This window comes from Dechloromonas agitata is5 (genome assembly GCF_000519045.1).
Lineage (GTDB): Bacteria > Pseudomonadota > Gammaproteobacteria > Burkholderiales > Rhodocyclaceae > Azonexus > Azonexus agitatus.
In genome coordinates this window covers 2047239-2067462 of the sequence record NZ_KI912532.1, presented here as the reverse complement: position 1 = coordinate 2067462, position 20224 = coordinate 2047239, and the positions used below count along the sequence as shown (strand labels likewise).

Genomic DNA, 20224 nt, shown 5'->3' with positions numbered 1-20224 from the left:
TGCGTGCTCACAGCGAGAAGAAAGCCCGCGCCGCCGCGGCATCGGCCGCGATCTGCGCCTTGAGGGCGTCGAAATTGGGGAAACGTTGCTCGTCGCGCAATTTGTGCACAAAACGCACGGCAATGTGCGCGCCGTAGATGTCGCGATTGAAATCGAAAAGGTGGACTTCGAGCAGCGGTCGGGTACCGCCGACGGTGGGACGGACACCGAGGTTGGCCACACCAGCCAGGGGTTGCGCGCCGAGGCCGCTGACTTCGACGGCGAAGACGCCGGTCATCGGTAGCGGATTGTGTTTGATGCGCAGGTTGGCCGTGGCGAAGCCGAGCTGGCGGCCGAGCTTCTGGCCGTGCGAAACCTGGCCGTCGATGATGTAGGGGCGGCCGAGCAGGCGGGCGGCATGTTCCATGTTACCGGCCGCCAGGGCGCGACGCACGCCGGAGCTGGAGACGCGCTCGCCATCGACGGTAACGCTGCCCATGGCTTCGACCGTGAAGCCATGGCGGGCGCCGGCCTGTTGCAGGAACGCGTAGTCGCCAACGCGCCCCTGCCCGAAGCGAAAATCATCGCCGACGATCAGGTGCCTGACCTGGCAGCCCCTGACCAGCACCTGCTCGACGAATTCGTCGGCCGACAAGGCAGCGAAGCGGGCATTAAACGGGCAGATCATGGCCTGCCGGGCGCCGCTATCAGCCAGCAGTTCGAGCTTTTCGCGCAGCGTGGACAAACGGGCGGGCGCGGCTTGCGGCGCAAAAAATTCGCGCGGATGCGGCTCGAAGGTCAGCACCATGGGCGCCAACTGGCGCTCCCCGGCCACTTCGGCCAGACGGCCAACCAGCGCGGCGTGACCGAGATGCACGCCATCGAAATTACCGATGGCGAGCACGACGGGAGCCGGAACGGGACGCGAGTGGCCGCGAAAGACGCGCATGAATCTGGAGGCGGGAAAAACGTTGAATTATAACGGCTTGGGAACGACTGCGGAGCATGGCCACAGGCCCGGCACGACATGCCGGAGGCGGGGAGGCTGATTCCGCTCGAAAAGCAGCCCTGGAAACAGGCCGGCTCGGGGAAAGAGCAAGCCTTTCGTTATAATGGGCCATACCTAGTGCGCCATCGTTTCCATGCTCGACCTCATCAATCACGTCGTCCAGATTTCATCGCGACGGGACCGCACGGAAATCAATTCGGCCATTGTCGACGCCTTGCAGCACCTGTTTCATCCGCGCGAAACAACCATCTACCGTTGCTATACCGGTGCCAGGAAGCCGATGGTCTATACCTGCGCCGCTTACGGGGCGGCCGGCAAGGTGTTGCGCAATGCCTATCTGCCCGACAAGAAGCATTGTTTTGCCCTGGAGCGCGATGCGCTGCTCCAGCGATGCCGCCGGGAAAAATCGGCTGTACTGGATTTTCTGGCCGACGGCTCGCACCGGGTAATTTTCCCCATCATGCATCTGGACGAGCCGATCTACATGATCGACCTGACGCTCTCCGACCAGTTTTCCGGCGACGAGCGCGTCACGCTGATGGGGCTGATCGAGTATTTCGGTAACCATATCAACCTGCTCGATTACGGCGAGACCGATACGCTGACCGGGCTGGCCAGCCGCAAGACCTTCGACAAGCACCTGTTCGAACTGCTCGGGCAGGCCGCCGCCGATCCGCAATCAAACGGCACGTCGCCCAGCCGGCGGCGCGGTGCGAGCGATGCCCCGCATTGGCTGGCGGTTTGTGACATCGACCACTTCAAGCAGGTGAACGACACCTTCGGCCACCTGATCGGCGACGAGGTGCTGATCATGCTCGCCCAGGCGATGCGGCGCGCCTTCCGATTCGACGACCAGCTCTTCCGTTTTGGCGGCGAGGAGTTCATCGCCCTGCTCCAGCCGACCGATGAAGCGGATGCCCTGGCCGTACTGGAGCGCTTCCGCAGCGACATCGAACAACAACCGTTCAGCCGCGTCGGCAGAATTACGATCAGCATCGGCCTCAGTGCCCTGCGCTCAAACGATACGCCGACCGATGTCATCGACCGCGCCGACGAAGCGCTCTACTTCATCAAGCACCATGGCCGCAATCAGGTGGCCTGCTACGAGCAACTGGTGGCCGCCGGGGCCATTGCCGCCAAAGAGATCGCCAAGGGCGAAGTCGAGTTGTTCTAAGCGTTCGACCTGGCGCCCATGGTCTTGATTGACATCAAAATGCAAATCATTCTTATTCGCTTATAATCCACGACTAATTTACCGATCGGCAAGCCAGCCCAGCACCCCGCCAGCCAGCCCCAACCTGATTGATACTGGAGTTGCCATGGCCCTGCCGCACCTGCGTCCGATAACACTTTCCCTGCTTGTCGCCTTCTCTGCTGCCCATGCTGACGATACCGCCCTGTCGGCCGTCAACGTGACCGCCAAGGGCTATTCGGCCAGCGACCTGGAAACGCCGATCTCCACGAGTACCCTCGAGCGCGAGGAAATCGCCCGCCGCGGCGGGCAGAACCTAGGCGACGCGCTGCGCGGCGAGCCCGGTATTGCCATTTCCAACGACAGCGCGCAGGGCCAGAACCCGACGCTGCGCGGCCTGGGCAAGGACAGCATCGTGCTGCTGGTCGATGGCATGCGCTTCAACTCGGCGCAGCCGGCCGGTGCCATCGCCTCCTTCATGTCGCTCGGCATGGCCAAACGGGTCGAGGTGGTCAAGGGCGCTTCATCGGTGCTCTACGGCACCGGCGCGCTGGGCGGCGCGATCAACGTGCTGCTGCCGCAGGCCCGCTTTACGCCGGGGGTCGGCGTCGAGGCCGGCGCTTCCTTCGATTCGGCCAGCAAGGGCTTGCGCGGCACGGCGGTGATGAACGCCAGCGCCGGCGACCATGCACTGATGGTCGGCGCCTCGCTGGCCCGCATCGACGACTACAAGTCGCCGGAAGGCAGCGTCGCCCGCACCGGCTACGATTCCGACAGCTTCATCGGCCAATACCGCTTCCGCCTCGACAGCCAGCAGCAGATTCGCATCTCGGCGCAGCTGCACAAGGACGAGGATGTCTGGTACCCGGGTTCAATCCAACGCCACCCGACCAACCCGGCCACGCGCACGACCATTGTGCATTCGCCGCAACAGGAGCGCCGCCTGCTGGAACTGGGCTACAGCCGCAAGGGCAGCGGCGAGCAACCGCTCAACCTTGACGTGCGCGTCTATCGCCAGGAAATGGAACGCCAGATCTACGCCTACGCCAACTGGCTGAACCGCGACATCGTCACCAACCAGGTCACCTTCCGGACCGACGGCATCGACGCCAAGGCCGACTGGCTGGTGCATCCGCAGCATCTCGTTTCCTTCGGCGTCAATGCCTGGGAAATGACCGGCAACCCGGATCGCTGGCAGGCAGCCGCCCCCAACTTCACGGCCTTCAGCGCCAACAACCCCTTCCAGAAGGCCAAGATCACCGCCGTCGGCGCCTACGTACAGGATGACATGCGCTTCGGCAAGCTGAGCGTACTGGCCGGCCTGCGCTACGACACGGTCAAATCGAGTGCCGACAGCATGCTCAACGGTGCCCGCACGACCGGGCTGGACGGCACCGATAACGCCTTCTCGGGCAACCTGGGCGCCATCTACGAGGTTTCGCCGCTGCTCCGCCCCTACGCCAACTACGCCCGCGCCTTCCGCGCCCCGGGCATGCGCGAGCGTTACGAATCCGGCGTCCGCGGCGACGGTTATTTCTACGCCGGCAGCCCTGAGGTGGAAGCCGAGAAGGCCGACCAGTTCGAGCTGGGCATCAAGGGTGCCAGCAGCCAGTTCGTCTACCAGGTGGCCGGCTATCACAACCGCATCGAGAACTACCTGACCGGCCAGATCCTGACCGGCGCCGCCGCCACGGCGGCTTGCGGAGCCCCCAATGCTGGCAACTGCAAGAAGACCGTCAACCTGGGCAACGTGACGATCCGGGGCTTCGAGGCCAATGCCCGCTGGCAGGTCGTTTCCGGCCACTGGCTGAGCGCTGGCTACTCGTTGGTGCGAGGTACCAACAACGACCTCGACGAGCCGCTGTTCCAGATGCCGGCCGACGAAGCCCGCCTCGGCTGGCTGGGCAACGTGCTGCCCGGCGTCAAGGCCGACTTCACGCTGCGCCTGGTCGACCGCCAGGATCGCATCGCCACCCGCTTCACGCGCGGCACCGAGAACGCCACCGCTGGCTTCGTGACGGCCGACCTGGGCGCCACCTGGGCCTTCGCCAAGAACCAGAGCCTGCGCCTGGCGGTCAGGAACCTGGCCGACAAGACCTACCACGAACACCAGACCGAAGGCCTCTCTGGCTGGGAGATCAAGGCCCCCGGCCGCAGCGTCCAGCTTGCCTGGCGCGGCAGTTTTTAACCGAAAGGAAAGCAACGCGTGATCTCCGCCTTCTTCAGCCCGAAAACCTCCCGTCTCAGCCGCCTGGCGGCGGCCTGCCTGGCTGCCCTGGTGCTGGCCACACCGGCCCGTGCCGACAAGCTGCCCAAGCTGGTGCTGGCCGGCCCGGCCGCCGCCGTCTCGGTGCCGCTGATCCACATGGTGGAAACCAGGGCGCTGAAGGAGGTGGCGGACAACGTCGAATTCGCCCTGTGGAAAGATCCCGACCAGCTGCGCGTGCTGGCGCTGGGCGGCAAGGCGGATTTCGTCGCCATGCCGAGCAACGTGGCGGCCAACCTGTACAACCGCGGCCAGTCGCTCAAGCTGCTCAACATCTCGACCTGGGGCGTGCTGTGGATGGTCTCGCGCGACCCGAACCTGAAGACGCTGGCCGATTTCCGCGGCAAGGAAATCGCCATGCCCTTCCGCGCCGACATGCCGGACATCGTCTTCGGCCTGCTCGCCGAAAAGCAGGGCCTGGACCCGAAAAAGGATTTCACCCTGCGCTACGTCGCCTCGCCGCTCGACGCCATGCAGTTGCTGGTTACCCGCCGCGTCGATCACGCCCTGCTCGCCGAGCCCGCGGTGTCGATGGCGCTGCGCAAGACCAAGTCCTTCCCGGTCAGCGTCATCGCGCCGGACCTGCATCGCAGCGTCGACCTGCAGCAGGAATGGGGCCGCCTGTTCAAGCAGGAGGCGCGCCTGCCGCAAGCCGGCATCACCGTGCTCGGCAAGGCCATGAACGACCCGGCCTTGCAGGCCCGGGTCATGGCTGCGTATGAGAAGTCCGTCCTCTGGTGCCAGAGGAATGCGCTGCAGTGTGGCGAGATGGTCGCCAGGCGCATCGACCTGCTGACCCCGGAGGCGGTCGCCGATTCGCTCGCCGCCAGCCCGCTCAAGCACGTCAGCGCTGCCGCGGCGCGCGACGAGCTGACCCGCTTCTTCCAGCAGATGCACGCCAAAAACCCGGCCCTGGTTGGCGGCAAGCTGCCCGACGCCGGCTTCTACGGCAACCCCGGCCAGCCGTGAGCCGGGCACGCTTGACCTTGGCCCGCCGCCTCGTCGACGGGCTGGCCGCGACCGGCCACTACCTGTGGGGCGGCTGGGGTTCGCTGGCCAGCCTGTGCCTCTTTTTCGCGCTGTGGGAATTCACCGCCCAGCGCCTCGGCTCGCTGATCCTGCCGACACCGGGCGAAGCCTTCGCCACGCTGACCGGCTTGTTTGCCAGCGGCGAGGCTTGGCCGGAGATTGCCGTCACTGCCCGCCGCGCCCTGCTCGGCTACGTGCTGGCCTTGAGCCTGGGCAGCCTGCTCGGCCTGCTCGCCGGCCTGTCGGTCACTGCCTCGGTGATGGCGCGGCCCATTGTCACGCTGCTCGTCGGCACGCCGCCCATCGCCTGGCTGATCCTCGCCCTGCTCTGGTTCGGGGCCGGCGACGGCACGCCGGTGTTTACCGTCTTCATCGCCTGCTTCCCGATCATCTTCGTCGGCGCCATGCAGGGCACGCGCACGCTGGACGGCCAGTTGCAGGCGGTGGCGCAGATGTTCGGCCTGCCCGGCTGGATGAAGCTGACCGACGTTTACCTGCCGCACGTGGTGTCCTACCTCTTCCCGGGCTGGATCACGGCACTGGGCACCGCCTGGAAGGTCGTGGTGATGGCCGAACTGCTCGCCACCAGTGACGGCGTCGGCGCCGCCTTGGCCGTCACCCGCAGTCACCTCGACACGGCTGCCTCGATGGCCTGGATCGTCGCCCTGGTCGGCAGCCTGCTGGCCATCGAATACCTGCTGCTCGAACCGATCAAGCGCAAGGTCGAATCCTGGCGGAACTTTGCGTGAGCCCAAGCCGATGAGCCTGAACATCCACCGCGTCGCCCACCGCTTCGGCTACCAGCGCGTGCTCGAAGACATCGACCTGCGCGTTGCGCCCGGCGAGGCTGTCGCTCTGGTCGGCCCCTCCGGCTGCGGCAAGACCACCCTGCTCAACCTCGCCGCTGGCCTGCTCTCGCCGTGGGAAGGCTGCGTCGAATGCAGTTTCCGGCGGCCGGCCATGATGTTCCAGCAGCCCCGCCTGCTGCCCTGGAAGCGTACCCGCGACAACATCGCCCTCGGCCTCAAGGCGGCCGGCCAGCCACGCGCCGCCCGCCACGCCACGGCCGCGGCGCTGGCCCTGCGCATGGGGCTGACCGAGGACGATCTCGACAAATACCCGAGTGCCCTGTCCGGCGGCATGCAAAGCCGCGCCGCGCTGGCCCGCGCGCTGGCCGTGCAGCCCGACCTGCTGCTGCTCGACGAGGCCTTCTCGGCCCTCGACATCGGCCTGAAGAGCGAGCTGTACCGCCTGCTCGCCGAGGAGCGGGACAACCGCCACTGTGCCGTGCTGATGATCACCCACGACCTGATGGAAGCCATCCGCCTGGCCGACCGCATCCTGGTCATGGCCGGCAGCCCGGGGCGCATCGTCGCCGAGCACCGCGTCGACACGCCGCTCGCCGAACGCGACGAATCCTGGGTATTCACCCGTACCGCCGAATTCATTCGCTGGCCGGACATCCGCACCGCCTTCGCCTTGCCGGAATTGCCATGAATCGCCTGTTCGACCGCATTTTCCAGACCGGTGCGCCGGTCTGGCTCTGCCCCTTCCGCCCCTTCTTCCTGCTCACCGCGGCCCACGGCGTACTGGCCATGGCGGCCTGGATCGCGTTTCTGAGCGGCCTGCTGCCGTTGCCCGACGTGGCCGGCGGGGCGGTGGTCTGGCACGCCCACGAAATGCTGTTCGGTTTCGCCATGGCGTCCATCGTCGGCTTCCTGCTCACCGCCGTGCCGGAATTCACCGGCTTACCCTCCATTCCCCGGCGCCGGCTGCAGGTGCTGGTCGCGCTGTGGCTCGGCGGTCGCCTGGCCTTCACCTTCTCCGGTGCGCTCACTGCCTGGCCGGCTGCGCTGTGCGACCTTGCCCTGCTCCTGACGCTGATCGCCAGCGTCGCCGGGCCGATCTGGCACCAACCGGACCGCCGGCACGTCGCCTTCATCTACAACCTGCTCGCCCTGCTCGCCGTGCATGCCGGTTTCTATGTCGCACTGCTCGGCGGCCACGATCCGATGCCCTGGCTGCGGCTGAGCATCGGCGTGCTGATGGCGCTAATCATCGTCGCCCTGTCCCGCATCTCGATGCGCCTGGTCAACGACGTGCTCGAAGCCCAGGGCGGCGAATCCGCCCCCTACCTGGCCCGCCCGCCCCGCCGCAACCTGGCCATCTTCGCCATCGCCGCCTACAGCGCCGGGGAGTTCCTGCTGCCCGGCCATGCCGTCGCCGGCTGGCTCGCCCTGGCGGCTGCCGCGGCCATCGCCAACCTGCTCAACGACTGGCACGTCGGGCGCGCCCTGTGCCAGCGCTGGGTGCTGATCCCCTACCTCGGCTACGTCTGCATGGCACTCGGTTACGCGCTGATTGGCCTCGGCCGCCTGAGTGGCATGGAGATGACCAGTGCCGGCGAACACCTGCTCGTCGTCGGCGCCCTCGGTCTCGCCGTGCTGATCGTGATGGCCGTGGCCGGCCGCATGCACAGCGGCTGGGGGCTCGATCACCGCGGCTGGCTGCCGCTCGGCGCCCTGCTCTTCGTCCTCGCCGCACTGGCCAGGGTGGGCGCGGGCACGCCGTATGCTGCCGCAGCCGCCACCGCCGGACTGCAGGCGGCAGCCATGCTGTGGATTGTCGGCTGGAGCCTCTATCTGGCCTACTCGCTGAAACCCCTCAGCGGGCCACGGCCGGACGACCGCGGCGGCTGCGACGAAGCTGCGCCGGTGGTCGAAGCCGCTACACCCTGAGCAGCCGGCACAACAGGCAGCCAACCCATACCATCGTCACAAATAGTAACAATTCCTATTTGCAATTCTGGCAAAAACCCCTATGATGAGAAACACTCTCATTTACAGGAGGTGCCATGAACAGCCTGATCGCCCACATTTCGATTGCCGCCCTGCTGCTCGGCGCGGCCCTCGTCACTGCCTTTCCGAACTGAGGAGGAACGCCATGCCTTCGCGCGAACTATGGGCCGGCGCCCTGAGTCTCCTCCTGCTGCATGAGGAAACCGGCTGCGCCCACTCGGCCCACAACGCGGCCCGCCTGCTCGACCAGATTTGCGATGCCGACGATGTCGACGACGACACCCGCAAGCTGTGCGAACGGGCCAGCGCCCGTCTTTGCCTCCATGAAGCGCGCCATGCTTGCCCCGCTTAAGGACCGCAGCATCCTGCTCCGGGCCGACGATGAATCGACCGACAACGAGGCCGCCTTGCGCCTCGCCCTGCGCCAGGCTCGCCAGGCCCAGCGACAGGCTGCGGCGCACGGTGCCCGGCAGTCCATTGCGCTGACCAACGAGGTCGCCCGCCTGAGCGAACACAACCGCCAGCTGCGCAACCGCCTCGACGAGCTGGAAAACGGCCAGGTCATCGTCGCCCTCGGCCAGCAACTGATGGCCCTGCGTGCGGAAAACGAAGCACTGCTCGCCGCAGCGCATCGCGTGTGCAGCCTCAACCAGGCGCTGCATGCCACCCGCCGCGAAGGCGAACGCCTGGCGCGGGCGCGCGACGATGCGCTCGACTGCCTGTACGACTGCACCATCCAGCCTGTAACCCCCTGAAATTCCCGCAGCCAGCCCCCGGCACTCCGGTCAGCCAGCCAGCGTTCCAGTACGGAGCCCGACCATGCCCGATCACCCCTTCCACGTCGCCGGCGGCGTCTTTCTCGGCCACAACCCGGCCAGGCCGGAAATCGACGCCAGCTTCCTGACCCGCCCCCAGGCCGAACTACCGGACTTGCCGGAAGCGGCCAGCACCTCCCGCCGGCGCAAGCTGTGGGAAATTCCCCACAAGTTCCATTGCCCGGTGGTCGGCAGCTGCTTTGCAGTGAAGGAGTTGCGCAGCCTGATGCACAAGGTCATGCACCTGCCGCGCGACACCAGCGACTTCGTGCTGCACACCACGGCCGTCGGCGCCTGCGAAAACCGCAGCCGGCTGGCCGAGTTGCTGCACAAGACACTGGAAAAACGCTACGCCCTGACCATCCGCCGCTTTGCCGCCAGCAAGACGGCCGACGGCGTGCGCCAGCTCTGGCGCGAAGCCACGGCCAGCGGCGTGGAGCTGCCCGGCGCCCTGTGGGCGGCATGGACGCACCCGGCCTGCGACAGCCTGCTCGAACATGAGATCTACGGCGACATCCACATGATCCAGCATCAGGTCGGCACAGGCGCCCGTGCCGATCTCAAGACCCTGCAGGCCTTGCGTACCGAGAATGCCGAACTGCGCCGCCAGGTCGACGTGCTGCGCCAGGATGCCGAAGCGGCCCGCCATGAAAAGGCCGGCGAAACCCGCGCCCTCGGCGAGCGCCTGACCGAACTGCGCGCCGAGCAGGCCGGGCGGGATGCCTGCATTGCCCGCCTGTCGGCCGAACTGGAGCGGCTGCGCGACAGCGTGCCGGAACTGCGCCAGCGCCAGGCCCTGGCCCGCCGCGCCGAAGATGCCGACGCACGCGCCACCGCCCTCGCTGCCCAGTGCCGTGAGCAGGCCGAAACCGTGGACCGCCTGCAGCGCCGGCTTGCTGAGCTCGCCCCAGCCGACAATCGCCAGGCGGAAGACACCTCCTTGCCTGACTCGACGGGCGAAACCTTGCGAACGGCCGCCTGCGAATCGCTCGACGGCAAGTGCGTGCTCTGTGTCGGCGGCCGTTCCGGCGCGGTGGGCGCCTACCGCGAGGCGGTCGAGCGCCAGGGCGGGCGCTTCCTGCACCACGACGGCGGCCTGGAAGAAAGCCTGCACCGTATCGACAGCGCCCTCGCCGCAGCCGACCTCGTCATCTGCCAGGCGGGTTGCATCAGCCACAACGCCTATTGGCGCGTGAAAGAGCAATGCAAGCGCACCGGCAAGCCCTGCCTGTTCGTCAAACGCAGCGGCGTATCGAGTTTTGGCCGGGTCATCGCCGACCTGTGCGGCGAGGAGCCGGAAGCGGTGAGCACCGACTGATCTTGAAAACCGCAGGTCAGGGGCTTTTCAACGCGGAGGCGTGGAGGGTGCGGAGGTACGCCGAGGAAGGCCTTTAACGCGGCAGGTGTGCCTGCAGTTTTGCGCCTGCTCGGTGAAACTCGTTTTTCCCTTGGCGCCTTTGCGTTGACACGGGCTTTCAGGAACCCGGGGGGCTTACAGCGCGCGTTGCAGGATCTCGGCCACCGCCTCCGGCGGGTACGCCTCGGCGATGCCGAAACGCTGGACGCTGAGCTGGACGTTGTCGGCAATCGCCGGCAGGTCGGCGGCCTGGATGCCCAGTTGCCCCAAGCGCGTCGGCGTGCCGATCTTGTCGAACCAGTCTTCCAGCGCGGCAATGCCCTCGGCGGCCGTGGCCAGGCCGAACACCTGCCGGGCGAAGCGCTCGAACTGGGCCGGGTTGCGACCCTGGTACCACTTCATCCAGGCCGGCATGACCACCGATAGCCCGGCGCCATGCGGTACGTTGAACAGCGCGGAGAGCGAATGCTCGATGGCGTGGTTGGGGTAGCCGAAGCCGGCGCATCCGGAAAAAGTCAGCCCGTTCAGGGCCAGCGTCGCTGCCCAGGCGAACTCGCCGCGTGCGTCGTCGTCAGCCGGGTTGGCCAGTAGGGTTTCGGTCGTCTCGATGATGGTGTTGATCACCGCCTCGACCAGCCGCGACTGCAAGCGGGGATGCACCGTCGCGGTGAAATAGGCCTCAATGGAATGGGCGATCACATCGGCTGCGGAATACACCAGATACTCCCGCGACACGCTCCGCATCAGCCGGGGATTGACGATGGACAGCCTGGGAAAGATGGCCGGTGCGGTGATGAAAAATTTTTCCTGGGTCTCGTCGTTGGTCACCACCGCCGAACAGTTCATTTCGCTACCGGTCGCCGCCAGGGTCAGGATGGCGAACACGGGCAAGGCCGACTCGATGCGCGCCTGGCCGGTGAACAGCTCCCAGACATCGCCGGCATGGGCGACACCGGCGGCAATTGCCTTGGCGCTGTCGAGCACGGAACCGCCGCCGACGCTGAGTATGGCATCCACCTGCTCTGCGCGGGCCAGGGCAACGCCTTGCCGCACCTTGGAAAGGAGCGGGTTGCTGACGATGCCCCCCAGCTCGACGAAGCCAACGCCCTGCTCGGCCAGGCGCTGCGTGACCGCATCGAACAGGCCGTCGCGCTTGATCCGCTCGCTGCCGTAGCAGAGCAGCACCTTCCGGACGCCGTGCCGGGCCAGGTGCTGGCCGATCAACTGCTCCTTGTCGGCACCGAACTCGATCCGGGTCGGGTTGAAAAAAGTAAAGTTTTCCATGGTTCTGCTCCTTGATCGCCGGGCTGCCCAAGGATGACACGGCGCGCCGTTTCAGTCAGCCCCGCAGCCGGGGGTATCGCCGATTGTCGCCTTGTTCAGCCCGCCCCGAAATCAGAGCGCCTTTTCGTACCAGGCCTTGCTCGCATTGACCATCCTGACCAGCCAGAGCATCACCGGCACTTCGATCAGCACGCCGACAACGGTGGCCAGCGCGGCGCCGGAATCGAAACCGTAGAGAACGATGGCGACCGCCACCGCGAGTTCGAAAAAATTGGAGGCACCGATCATGGTCGATGGCCCGGCGATATCGTGATCGACGCGGAATTTCCGGTTCAGCCAATACCCGATGCCGGCAATGAGCAGGCCCTGCAGGAAGATGGGAACCGCCAGCATGCCGATGATCAGCGGCTGCTTGACGATGGCCTCGCCCTGGAAGGCGAACAGCAGCACCAGCGTGGCCAGCAGCGCCATGATGGTGAACGGCGCGATGCGCTCGGCCGCCTGCTTGAAGGCCTGCTCGCCGCCACGCAGGAAATGCTTGCGCAGCCCCTGGGCGATGGCCAGCGGAATGACGATGTACATCACCACCGACAGCAGCAAGGTGTCCCACGGCACCGGAATGGCCGACACACCGAGCAGGAAGGCGACGATCGGGGCAAAGGCGAAGACCATCACCAGATCGTTCAGCGCCACCTGCGAAATTGTGAAATTGGCATTGCCGCGGCACAGGTTGCTCCACACGAAGACCATTGCCGTACAGGGCGCCGCGCCGAGCAGGATCAGGCCGGCAATGTAGCTGTCGAGCTGTTCGGCCGGCAGCCAGGGCGCAAAGACATGGCGGATGAACAGCCAGCCGAGGGCGGCCATGGTGAACGGCTTGATCGCCCAATTGACGAACAGCGTGATGCCGATGCTGGCCTTCTGATCCTTGACCTCGCTGATCGACGCAAAGTCGATCTTCATCAGCATCGGCACGATCATCACCCAGATCAGCAGGCCAACCGGCAAATTGACCTGCGCGTACTCGATCCGCCCGAGGGCCTGGAAGGCCGCCGGAAACCATTGGCCGAGCAGGATGCCGGCGACGATGCAGAGAACGACCCAGAGGCTAAGATAACGCTCGAAGAAGCCCATCGACACACCGGCCGCCTGCTTGGTGGCGACACCGCACTGGGCACTCATGCCTCGCCCTCCTCATGGATACGGCGGGCGGCGGCGGCAACCTCTTGTGCCGACAGCGTTTCCAGCGGCAATGTCACGAAAGCGCCGATACGCCGGGCAAGCTGCCAGTAGGCCGTCTCGAAGGCCTCGAGTCGCGCCGCCAGGGGCTCGACATGCGCCGGGTCGGCAATCCCCCAGTGCGCCGTGGTCGGGTGGCCCGGCCAGATCGGGCAAGCCTCGCCGGCCGCCGAGGCGCAGACGGTAAAGATGAAATCCATCTCGGGCGCGCCCGGCGCGGCGAACTCGTCCCACGACTTGCTGCGCGCCTCGGGGAGCGGCACACCATGCCTGTCGAGGGTTTCCAGCGCCACCGGATTCACCGTGCCGGACGGCTGGCTGCCGGCGGAATACGCCGTGAAGCGCCCACCGCCGAGATGATTGAACAAGGCCTCGGCAAGTATCGAGCGGGCGGAGTTGCCGGTGCACAGCACCAACACATTGAAAGGAGCGTGTTTCATCGACAGGCCTTAAACGATGGAGGAGGAGTTTGCGGGTTGCGGCTGGCACACGGGTACCGGCTCGCCACAGGGCTGCCCGCCGCAACACTGCTCGGTCAGGTAGGCCAGCAGCTCGTTCATGGCGGGGTAATGGGCCGAGTAGTAAATGAATCGCCCGGCCTGGCGCGACGTGGCCAGACCGGCATTGACCAGTTCCTTCAGATGGAAGGACAAGCGGCCATTGGGTTCGGTGCCCAGCAGTTCGGCAATGCGCCCGACAGCCAAACCCTCCTCACCCGCCTGAACCAACAAGCGGAACACTTGCAGGCGGGTTTCCTGGGCCAGGGCGCCCAGGGCGACAACAGCGTTTTGTATATCCATGTTTCTATAATAATAGAAATATATAAGTACAACAACGGCGGCATGCTGACAGACCGGCCTGGCGTGCCGCCAGCCTATTCGGCGAGCAAACTCCCCATTACGTAGGTCTCCAGCAGCTGATCCGCCATGCCGGAATGGGGCCGCCCCTTCATCTTTGTGCGGTAGGCCTCCGAGGCTTCCCGGCCACACCAGGGCAAAATGATGTCCGGACGCGACGGATGCTCCGGCAGATAGGCACTGAGGTCGTAGACCTTGCCGTTGATGGCCATCCAACAGTCGTCTTCGGTGGCATGCCGGGCGACCTCGGCCAGGGTAAACCGTTTGCCAACCTCGACCGGTGGCACAACCGGCGTTGCCGACCCCGAGCGGCTGTCCAGCCAGGCAACCCCGACAGCCATCCAGAAGAGCGCGGTCGCGACAAGGAATAGTTTGCGGCTCATCGGAAGTCGAACCGTTCGAAATGAATTTGCCCGCCCGGAACCCCTTGCGCCAACAGGTAATGGACAGCCGCGGCGACCAGGCCCGGGGGGCCGCACAAGTAACAGTTCGTTCCCGGCAGTTCGGGTGTTGCAGGAATGAGGTCGGAAAATGCCGGTGCCTTGCTGCCGCTTTCCCGGGCGGTCAGGCTGAAATGCTGACCTGACTGGGCAAAGCTGCGCAGTTCGTGCAGATAGGCGGCATCCTGTTCACCCCGATAGAGATAAACCAGATGCACCGGACTGGTGGGTGGGCCGGCACGCAGGCGAGCGAGAAACGGCGTGATGCCGATGCCGCCGGCTATCCACAAACTCCGCCCGGCTGCCTGCCCGGAGAGAAAATCCCCGAACGGCCCCTGGATGCTGGCGGTAACGCCCGGCTCCAGTGACTGCAGGTGCTGTGTGCAATCGCCCAGGGCCTTGATGCCGAGCGACAACTCTCCAAGCGCACCGAGGGCACTGATGGTGAACGGGTGGAACTCGTGGCAACCGCGAAAATTCGGACCATCGTGAAAGGCCGCCAAGACGAACTGCCCGGGGCGGGCATCAAGCGCCCGGGACAAGGGTGCAAGCTGAACTTCGACAATATCCCTGGCCGGCGACCGCACCTCGCTGACAACGAATGGTGTGGCGGCCAGCCCGTAATCCGCCCTGACGACGCGCCACAGAATGAAGCCGATGGCAAGCAGTGGCGACCAGAGCAAGGGAAAATCCAGCCCGAGCACGAACAAATGGGCCACCGCCAAAATGATGGCCGCGGCGAGCAGCCAATGCAGCCGGCGCCAGGTCGAATACGGTGTCCGCGAGGCCAACGCGCTGCTCATGCCTGCCATCAGGCAAAGCAGTGCCAGCCAACCCAGCCACCCCGGCCAGCTCTGCTGCCAGGGCGCCAGCACCGCCCAGGCCAGCGCGGGTTGCTCGGCCCAGGCATCGAGCGCCAGGGCAAGCGGATGACATAGGATGACGATGTAGGCCGCCAGACCAAACCAGTGGTGCCAGCCATACATCCTTTCCAGGCCACCAAGCCACTGTGCCAACCATGGCTCCCGGATCATGCACAGCAGGTTGGCCAGCAGCAGACCGGAACCCAGCCAGCCGGAGACGATGGCGGCGCTGCGCCAGATGCCCAGACCCTCCGGGAATGCCCAGTAAACCGGGATGCCCACCAGCAGGGTAGTCAGCAAGGCAAGCGGCATGATGCGCAGCATGTTGTCAGACCGACCGTTAGCGCCGGGGTGCCGGCTGTCTCAAGTGATCGCAGAAATCGCGACGACCGGCAGGCGCGGCAAGCCCTTTTTCGCTGGCCCTGGCCACCATCAGCTGATGATGTTCCTGCCGGTAGGCATGGCAGGCCTCGTAGCTGGTGAACCCGCGAATCCTGGCTTGATGCGCCACACGCTCTTCGGGTGTCATCAAATGCCATCCGGTGGTGTTCCCGTCACTCGCCCGCCAAGGTCCCCTGGCCTGCGCCATATCGATGCAGAGCAGGGACACTATCGCGATGAGCCAACTGCGTCGCCTGACACCCATGACTAGCCCCTTTCATTGGCATAGAAAACCACGCGCCCAAAGCGCGGCCCGTCGTCGGCCTTGCTGCGCGCCCGGCCTTCCGGCGCATCAGCTGAGCCAGGAGCGCAGTTCATCCTTGCTGGGTATACGGCCGGAGCATTTGACCTGTTCATCGACGACCAGCGCCGGGGTGGTCATGATGGGATAGGCCATGATCTGTTCCATCTGGGTCACATGCTCGAAATCGGCCGCGATGCCGAGTTCGGCGGCCGCTTCGCGGGTCAGTTGTTCCAGGCGGTTGCATTTGGCGCATCCCGTTCCAAGAATCTTGATAAGCATGGCGAACTCCTTGGGTTAAGCCTTGCGGCGGGTTTCGATGACATGCAGCGCGCTACTCAGCAGCAGGATGAAGGCGGCCACCGCGACACCCAGCAGCAGGGCCGAGGTGCCGTCCACCCAGGCACCGTAGGTCAGGCCGGCCAGGGTCGAGAACAGCGCGACCAGGCCGACGTAGGTCCAGGCCTTCAATTTGCCGATGATGGCGGAGGTGATCAGGATGCTTTGCAAGGACAGCTCCGGGTCGGCCATCAGGTAGGCGATCAGCGGCCCCGGGTGCATGCCCAGCGACAGGAACATCTTGGCGATTGGTACTTCGACCAGGGTCGGGAAATACATGAAGACGCCGAACACGACGCCCGCCATGTTGGCGAGCAAGGTGTTGGTGCCGGCGACGGCCTGTATCCACTCGGGCTGGATGAAGACCCGAATCACGCCGACCAGGAAGACCCCGACAACCAGCAGCGGGAAAATCATCTTCACGAAACGCCAGGTTTCCCATAGCCATTGCTGAACGTCCCAGGCATCGAAACGGCGAGCCTGTGGCAACAGCGCCAGGCTGGTCACGATTACGGCCAGGGTGCGGCCGGTGACGGTCAGGCTGATGCCGTCCGCTGTCACCTGGACGCCCATGGCGGCAAACGCCAGGGTGGCGACGACCAGCCCGAGCGCGATGGGCGTCAGGCGGTTAAAGCCTGCATCGACCTTGCCCAGGCCCTGCCAGGCGGTGGCACCAATGACCGCGAGCAGGGCGATGAGCAGAGCCCCCTGCAGGCTCAGGCCCTCGGCACCGGTGGCGGCGTTGACCGGCACCCAGCTATCGAGCAGTTGCTGCACGCCAGCGGCGCCTGGCCAGGACAGGGCGGTACTGAACACGACAGCTTTCAGGAAATCGAGCTTCAGAGTGCCGGCAATCAGCAAGGCGACCAGTGTGCCGAGGAAAAGCAGCACCTTGCGCGAAACACCCTCGCCGCCAGCAAAGGTCTGGCTGTCTGCCAGGCGGGCAACCTCGCTGGTGCGGAACAGTACCGCCATGATCATGCCGATGCCGATACCGAACGAGAGCGCCAGCAAAATCCGGGCAATCGCGAAGTCAGCACCGAGGGCGACCCCGGTATACGAGAGCGCCAGGATATTGGCGGCCGGGGCGAAGAACAGGAAGGTAATCGCCGGGCCGAGGCCGGCGCCTTTCTTGTAGATGCCGGCAAACAGGGGCTGTATGGTGCATGAGCAGACGGCGAGCAGGCTGCCCGCCCCGGCTGCCGCAGAGTACGACATCCACTTCGGGGCATCGGGGCCGAGGTAGCGAATGATGGATTGCTGCGGCACCAGTGCCGACAGGCCGCCGGCGATGAAGAAGGCGGGCACCAGACAGAGCAGGACATGAGCTGCCAGATAAGAAGCCAGGCTGGCCAAACCGCTCTGCACCACTGTTATCAACCAGTCCATGACCAATTCCCCTCGTTATTCCTCGCCAGCCTTTGCTCTGCCGCGGCGTTTGTCCGTGGTATCGCAACACACCGTTCGCGGCAGACATTGCTCCCTCTGGCAGCAATTGCGGGTCAGGAAGGCAATCAATTCGTCCATGGTGGCGAAGTTCGCCTTGTAGTGGATGAAGCGGCTTTCCCGCTCGCCCTGGATCAGCCCGACCCGGCTAAGGTGGCCCAGGTGGAACGACAGGGTGGCTGGCGCCATCGCCAACAGCTCACCGATGGCACTGGCATGCATGCCTTTCGGCCCGGCTTCGATGAGCAGCCGGAAGATGCCGAGGCGGGATTCATGCCCCAGGGCTGCGAGAAGTTCAGCGGCGTTTAGTGTTTCCATAATTTGAATAATATCGAATGATTTCAAAAGTTCAAGGCGATTCTGGAAGAAGCGACGCCATGGCATAAACCTTCCGGACTAGGCCAAAATATTGTTGACAATCATTCTCATTAACAAAATAATGCGAACTATTCTCGTTTGAATCAAAATCATGAACAGCCAACCCAAACCGCCTGTCCCGACCCTGGCCAGTTCGCCTGCCGGGCAACGCTCGCGCATTCCGAGCCACAACCTGTTGCAGGGCGCTTCGTCGGTCGAGATCGAGCATGCCGGCCAGTGCTACCTGCTGCGCGTGACCCGCGAAAACAAGCTGATCCTGACCAAATAGACGCGTTTTTTCTCTCCGTTGTAAATCTCTCGTTCCCACAGCCAGCAAGCCGACAGCCAGCGAGCCAGGGTCTTTTTGCCGCGCTCCGGGGCCACATCCGAACAAATTTATGAGCTACGCCCTCTCCCGCCCCACCACAGCCCGCCGCGGCGGCCTGCTGGGCATCGTGATCGGCGCCCACGTCGGGGTCTTCCTGATCATCATGGCCGCCAAGACCGTGGCGCCGCAGATCATGGAAATGCCGCTGATCGTCGATCTGATCCAGCCAGCCCAGGAAAAGCCGCCCGAAGCCAAGCCCCTGCCGGTGGTCAAGCCACAGCCGGTGCGCCAGCAGCCCACGCCGCAGAAGCCGCAGCCGGTGCCGGTCATCGAAGCGACCCAAAGCACGCAACCGGCGCCTGCCGCCCCGGTCGCCACCCCACCCGACATCAAGCCGGCACCGCCCGCCCCGCCAGCCCCCGAGCCGCTGACCCAGGCCCGTTTCGACGCCGACTACCTGGCCAACCCGGCGCCGCCCTACCCGCCGCTCTCCCGCCGCATGGGCGAGGAAGGCAAGGTCATCCTGCGCGTCTCCGTCACCCCGCAAGGCACGGCGGATAGCGTCGAGATCAAGACCTCCTCCGGCAGCCAGCGCCTCGACGAGGCGGCGCAGAAGACCGTGCGCCACTGGAAATTCATCCCGGCCAAGCGCGGCGACACCGCCGTGCAGAGCTTCGTTCTCGTCCCGATCATTTTCAAATTGGAGCAATAAGCATGCAGGAAACCGCCCAAAACGCCTTTGGCTTCGCCCACCTGTGGGCTGCCGGCGACGTCGTCTCGCATACTGTGGCCTACATCCTGGCCGCCATGTCGATCGCCAGCTGGTACCTGATCCTGGCCAAGGCCTGGGACTGGTATCGCACCCGCCGCGCCGCCAGGGCAGTAGCCGGCTTCTGGGCCGCGACCAGCGTCGCCGAGGGCATCGAGAAGCTCCGCCAGAACGGCGAGGACAGTCCCTACGCCCAGCTCGCCGAGCAGGCCAACTGCTGCAACCATGAGTGCGAGGCCGTCACCGGCCGCCTGGCCTCCCGCTTCGACCCGGCCGAGCAGATGGAGCGCGCCCTACGCCAACAGCTAATGGTGACCCAGGCCGGCATGGAAAACGGCCTGACCCTGCTCGCCACCACCGGCGCCACCGCCCCCTTCGTCGGCCTGTTCGGCACCGTGTGGGGCATCTATCACGCCCTGGTCGCCATCGGCCTCTCGGGTCAGGCCGCGCTGGAAAAGGTCGCCGGCCCGGTCGGCGAGGCGCTGATCATGACCGCCGCCGGCCTCGCCGTCGCGCTACCGGCCGTCTTCGCCTACAACGCCTTCACCCGCGCCAACCGCGTCGTGCTGGCCGACCTCGACGCCTTCGCCCACGACCTGCACGCCTTCTTCACCGTCGGCAAGCCTTTCGTGGCCAACAGCGCGCAGATCCACCCGATGCGTGCCCGCGCCGCGACGGAGGCCGCATAACATGGCGATGGGTTCCTTCAATTCGCCGGGCAGCCAGATGCCGACCGCGGAAATCAACATGACGCCGCTGGTCGACGTGATGCTGGTGCTGTTGATCATCTTCATCATCACCGCGCCGCTGATGACGCATTCGGTCAAGGTCGACCTGCCGCGCGCCGCCAGCACGCCGACGCCGGAAAAGCCGATGACGTTGCAGGTTTCGATCACCGGCGAGAACCTCGTTTATGTCGGCAACGACACGGTGGACCGCAACGGCCTGGAGCAGAAGTTCCGCGACGCCGTGGCCCAGGACGCCAACGTCGAGATGCATCTCAAGGCCGACCGCAACACCCGCTACGAAACGGTGGCCGAGACGATGAGCGCCGCCCGCCGGGCCGGGCTGACCAAGATCGGCTTCGTCACCCAGCCGGGAGAAGGCCAGCCGTAATCGCCTCGCCTTCGACAGGCCGCTTGCGAGCGGCCTTTTTCATGATCCACCACACCAAA

24 protein-coding genes are annotated in these 20224 nt (G+C 65.4%); 13 read left to right on the top strand and 11 right to left on the bottom strand.

Annotated elements, in window-relative coordinates; all coding sequences use genetic code 11:
• Positions 1-7 precede the first annotated feature (7 nt).
• On the bottom strand, positions 8-928 hold the full coding sequence (locus K420_RS0110155) for a bifunctional riboflavin kinase/FAD synthetase (protein WP_027457962.1): 921 nt from the start codon (positions 926-928) through the stop codon (positions 8-10).
• A 193-nt stretch (positions 929-1121) separates the two neighbouring features.
• On the opposite strand from K420_RS0110155, the gene K420_RS18680 reads away from it, so the two are divergent.
• The 9 genes from K420_RS18680 to K420_RS0110110 all read left to right on the top strand — a co-directional run bounded on the left by K420_RS18680 (position 1122) and on the right by K420_RS0110110 (position 10406).
• On the top strand, positions 1122-2162 hold the full coding sequence (locus K420_RS18680) for a GGDEF domain-containing protein (RefSeq protein WP_051453066.1): 1041 nt from the start codon (positions 1122-1124) through the stop codon (positions 2160-2162).
• A gap of 145 nt (positions 2163-2307) precedes the next feature.
• Positions 2308-4368: a TonB-dependent receptor gene (locus tag K420_RS0110145; RefSeq protein ID WP_084019619.1), complete on the top strand. Its 2061-nt coding sequence runs from the start codon at positions 2308-2310 to the stop codon at positions 4366-4368.
• A gap of 18 nt (positions 4369-4386) precedes the next feature.
• The gene (locus tag K420_RS0110140) at positions 4387-5415 is read left to right on the top strand and encodes an ABC transporter substrate-binding protein (protein ID WP_408605866.1); all 1029 of its coding nucleotides are present in this window, start codon (positions 4387-4389) and stop codon (positions 5413-5415) included.
• An 11-nt stretch (positions 5416-5426) separates the two neighbouring features.
• The gene (locus tag K420_RS0110135) at positions 5427-6224 is read left to right on the top strand and encodes an ABC transporter permease (protein ID WP_027457959.1); all 798 of its coding nucleotides are present in this window, start codon (positions 5427-5429) and stop codon (positions 6222-6224) included.
• Between the two features lie 10 nt (positions 6225-6234).
• Complete coding sequence (locus K420_RS18675; RefSeq protein ID WP_035854709.1) at positions 6235-6972, top strand: ABC transporter ATP-binding protein; 738 nt, start codon at positions 6235-6237, stop codon at positions 6970-6972.
• On the top strand, positions 6969-8213 hold the full coding sequence (locus K420_RS0110125; protein ID WP_035854707.1) for an NnrS family protein: 1245 nt from the start codon (positions 6969-6971) through the stop codon (positions 8211-8213). Before K420_RS18675 ends, K420_RS0110125 begins: the two co-directional genes overlap by 4 nt.
• 205 nt (positions 8214-8418) lie before the next feature.
• Complete coding sequence (locus tag K420_RS0110120) at positions 8419-8625, top strand: hypothetical protein (RefSeq protein WP_027457957.1); 207 nt, start codon at positions 8419-8421, stop codon at positions 8623-8625.
• Entirely contained in the window at positions 8609-9028 is a 420-nt protein-coding gene (locus tag K420_RS0110115; protein ID WP_051453065.1) for a hypothetical protein, read from the top strand. Before K420_RS0110120 ends, K420_RS0110115 begins: the two co-directional genes overlap by 17 nt.
• 64 nt (positions 9029-9092) lie before the next feature.
• The gene (locus tag K420_RS0110110) at positions 9093-10406 is read left to right on the top strand and encodes a DUF2325 domain-containing protein (protein WP_051453064.1); all 1314 of its coding nucleotides are present in this window, start codon (positions 9093-9095) and stop codon (positions 10404-10406) included.
• A gap of 174 nt (positions 10407-10580) precedes the next feature.
• On the opposite strand, the gene K420_RS0110105 is transcribed toward K420_RS0110110, so the two are convergent.
• The 10 genes from K420_RS0110105 to K420_RS18670 all read right to left on the bottom strand — a co-directional run bounded on the left by K420_RS0110105 (position 10581) and on the right by K420_RS18670 (position 17979).
• The gene (locus K420_RS0110105; protein WP_027457954.1) at positions 10581-11729 is read right to left on the bottom strand and encodes an iron-containing alcohol dehydrogenase; all 1149 of its coding nucleotides are present in this window, start codon (positions 11727-11729) and stop codon (positions 10581-10583) included.
• A gap of 111 nt (positions 11730-11840) precedes the next feature.
• On the bottom strand, positions 11841-12911 hold the full coding sequence (gene arsB / locus K420_RS0110100; protein WP_027457953.1) for an ACR3 family arsenite efflux transporter: 1071 nt from the start codon (positions 12909-12911) through the stop codon (positions 11841-11843).
• Positions 12908-13408 carry an arsenate reductase ArsC gene (locus K420_RS0110095; RefSeq protein ID WP_027457952.1) on the bottom strand — a complete coding sequence of 167 codons (501 nt, stop codon included), beginning with the start codon at positions 13406-13408 and terminating at the stop codon, positions 12908-12910. Before K420_RS0110095 ends, arsB begins: the two co-directional genes overlap by 4 nt.
• Positions 13409-13417: 9 nt before the next feature.
• Positions 13418-13768, bottom strand: a complete 351-nt coding sequence (locus tag K420_RS0110090) for an ArsR/SmtB family transcription factor (RefSeq protein ID WP_027457951.1) — start codon at positions 13766-13768, stop codon at positions 13418-13420.
• Positions 13769-13842: 74 nt separating this feature from the next.
• Positions 13843-14208, bottom strand: a complete 366-nt coding sequence (locus K420_RS0110085) for a cytochrome b5 domain-containing protein (protein WP_027457950.1) — start codon at positions 14206-14208, stop codon at positions 13843-13845.
• Positions 14205-15452, bottom strand: a complete 1248-nt coding sequence (locus tag K420_RS0110080) for a ferredoxin reductase family protein (protein WP_051453063.1) — start codon at positions 15450-15452, stop codon at positions 14205-14207. The genes K420_RS0110085 and K420_RS0110080 overlap by 4 nt, the downstream gene beginning before the upstream one ends.
• 16 nt (positions 15453-15468) lie before the next feature.
• Positions 15469-15657, bottom strand: coding sequence for a hypothetical protein (locus tag K420_RS20715; protein WP_198293831.1), 189 nt, complete (start codon positions 15655-15657; stop codon positions 15469-15471).
• Between the two features lie 204 nt (positions 15658-15861).
• Positions 15862-16092: a thioredoxin family protein gene (locus K420_RS0110070; protein WP_027457947.1), complete on the bottom strand. Its 231-nt coding sequence runs from the start codon at positions 16090-16092 to the stop codon at positions 15862-15864.
• A 15-nt stretch (positions 16093-16107) separates the two neighbouring features.
• Complete coding sequence (locus K420_RS0110065) at positions 16108-17538, bottom strand: permease (protein ID WP_027457946.1); 1431 nt, start codon at positions 17536-17538, stop codon at positions 16108-16110.
• A gap of 15 nt (positions 17539-17553) precedes the next feature.
• A complete protein-coding gene (locus tag K420_RS18670; protein WP_232422759.1) occupies positions 17554-17979 on the bottom strand; it encodes an ArsR/SmtB family transcription factor in 426 nt (141 codons plus the stop codon).
• Positions 17980-18064: 85 nt separating this feature from the next.
• Here K420_RS18670 and hemP point away from each other — a divergent pair, with 85 nt between their 5' ends.
• The 4 genes from hemP to K420_RS0110040 all read left to right on the top strand — a co-directional run bounded on the left by hemP (position 18065) and on the right by K420_RS0110040 (position 20165).
• Positions 18065-18241 carry a hemin uptake protein HemP gene (gene hemP, locus K420_RS0110055; protein ID WP_027457945.1) on the top strand — a complete coding sequence of 59 codons (177 nt, stop codon included), beginning with the start codon at positions 18065-18067 and terminating at the stop codon, positions 18239-18241.
• Between the two features lie 109 nt (positions 18242-18350).
• The gene (locus K420_RS0110050) at positions 18351-18992 is read left to right on the top strand and encodes an energy transducer TonB (protein ID WP_027457944.1); all 642 of its coding nucleotides are present in this window, start codon (positions 18351-18353) and stop codon (positions 18990-18992) included.
• Positions 18993-18994: 2 nt separating this feature from the next.
• Positions 18995-19738 (top strand): MotA/TolQ/ExbB proton channel family protein, encoded by a 744-nt coding sequence (locus K420_RS21070; RefSeq protein WP_027457943.1) that lies wholly within the window; start codon positions 18995-18997, stop codon positions 19736-19738.
• 1 nt (position 19739) lies between these two features.
• Positions 19740-20165, top strand: coding sequence for an ExbD/TolR family protein (locus tag K420_RS0110040; RefSeq protein WP_027457942.1), 426 nt, complete (start codon positions 19740-19742; stop codon positions 20163-20165).
• The last annotated feature ends 59 nt before the right edge of the window (positions 20166-20224 follow it).

What these genes read in the sequence shown, in the direction of transcription:
- K420_RS0110070 (WP_027457947.1), bottom strand. Translation starts at nt 16,092, where the DNA reads ATGCTTATCAAGATTCTTGGAACGGGATGCGCCAAATGCAACCGCCTG.
- K420_RS0110085 (WP_027457950.1), bottom strand. Translation starts at nt 14,208, where the DNA reads ATGAGCCGCAAACTATTCCTTGTCGCGACCGCGCTCTTCTGGATGGCT.
- K420_RS0110155 (WP_027457962.1), bottom strand. Translation starts at nt 928, where the DNA reads ATGCGCGTCTTTCGCGGCCACTCGCGTCCCGTTCCGGCTCCCGTCGTG.
- K420_RS0110040 (WP_027457942.1), top strand. Translation starts at nt 19,740, where the DNA reads ATGGCGATGGGTTCCTTCAATTCGCCGGGCAGCCAGATGCCGACCGCG.
- K420_RS0110090 (WP_027457951.1), bottom strand. Translation starts at nt 13,768, where the DNA reads ATGGATATACAAAACGCTGTTGTCGCCCTGGGCGCCCTGGCCCAGGAA.
- K420_RS0110145 (WP_084019619.1), top strand. Translation starts at nt 2,308, where the DNA reads ATGGCCCTGCCGCACCTGCGTCCGATAACACTTTCCCTGCTTGTCGCC.
- K420_RS0110110 (WP_051453064.1), top strand. Translation starts at nt 9,093, where the DNA reads ATGCCCGATCACCCCTTCCACGTCGCCGGCGGCGTCTTTCTCGGCCAC.
- K420_RS0110080 (WP_051453063.1), bottom strand. Translation starts at nt 15,452, where the DNA reads ATGCTGCGCATCATGCCGCTTGCCTTGCTGACTACCCTGCTGGTGGGC.
- K420_RS18680 (WP_051453066.1), top strand. Translation starts at nt 1,122, where the DNA reads ATGCTCGACCTCATCAATCACGTCGTCCAGATTTCATCGCGACGGGAC.
- K420_RS0110120 (WP_027457957.1), top strand. Translation starts at nt 8,419, where the DNA reads ATGCCTTCGCGCGAACTATGGGCCGGCGCCCTGAGTCTCCTCCTGCTG.
- arsB (WP_027457953.1), bottom strand. Translation starts at nt 12,911, where the DNA reads ATGAGTGCCCAGTGCGGTGTCGCCACCAAGCAGGCGGCCGGTGTGTCG.
- K420_RS0110105 (WP_027457954.1), bottom strand. Translation starts at nt 11,729, where the DNA reads ATGGAAAACTTTACTTTTTTCAACCCGACCCGGATCGAGTTCGGTGCC.
- hemP (WP_027457945.1), top strand. Translation starts at nt 18,065, where the DNA reads ATGAACAGCCAACCCAAACCGCCTGTCCCGACCCTGGCCAGTTCGCCT.
- K420_RS18670 (WP_232422759.1), bottom strand. Translation starts at nt 17,979, where the DNA reads ATGCCATGGCGTCGCTTCTTCCAGAATCGCCTTGAACTTTTGAAATCA.
- K420_RS0110065 (WP_027457946.1), bottom strand. Translation starts at nt 17,538, where the DNA reads ATGGACTGGTTGATAACAGTGGTGCAGAGCGGTTTGGCCAGCCTGGCT.
- K420_RS20715 (WP_198293831.1), bottom strand. Translation starts at nt 15,657, where the DNA reads ATGACACCCGAAGAGCGTGTGGCGCATCAAGCCAGGATTCGCGGGTTC.
- K420_RS0110050 (WP_027457944.1), top strand. Translation starts at nt 18,351, where the DNA reads ATGAGCTACGCCCTCTCCCGCCCCACCACAGCCCGCCGCGGCGGCCTG.
- K420_RS0110125 (WP_035854707.1), top strand. Translation starts at nt 6,969, where the DNA reads ATGAATCGCCTGTTCGACCGCATTTTCCAGACCGGTGCGCCGGTCTGG.
- K420_RS21070 (WP_027457943.1), top strand. Translation starts at nt 18,995, where the DNA reads ATGCAGGAAACCGCCCAAAACGCCTTTGGCTTCGCCCACCTGTGGGCT.
- K420_RS0110115 (WP_051453065.1), top strand. Translation starts at nt 8,609, where the DNA reads ATGCTTGCCCCGCTTAAGGACCGCAGCATCCTGCTCCGGGCCGACGAT.
- K420_RS18675 (WP_035854709.1), top strand. Translation starts at nt 6,235, where the DNA reads ATGAGCCTGAACATCCACCGCGTCGCCCACCGCTTCGGCTACCAGCGC.
- K420_RS0110095 (WP_027457952.1), bottom strand. Translation starts at nt 13,408, where the DNA reads ATGAAACACGCTCCTTTCAATGTGTTGGTGCTGTGCACCGGCAACTCC.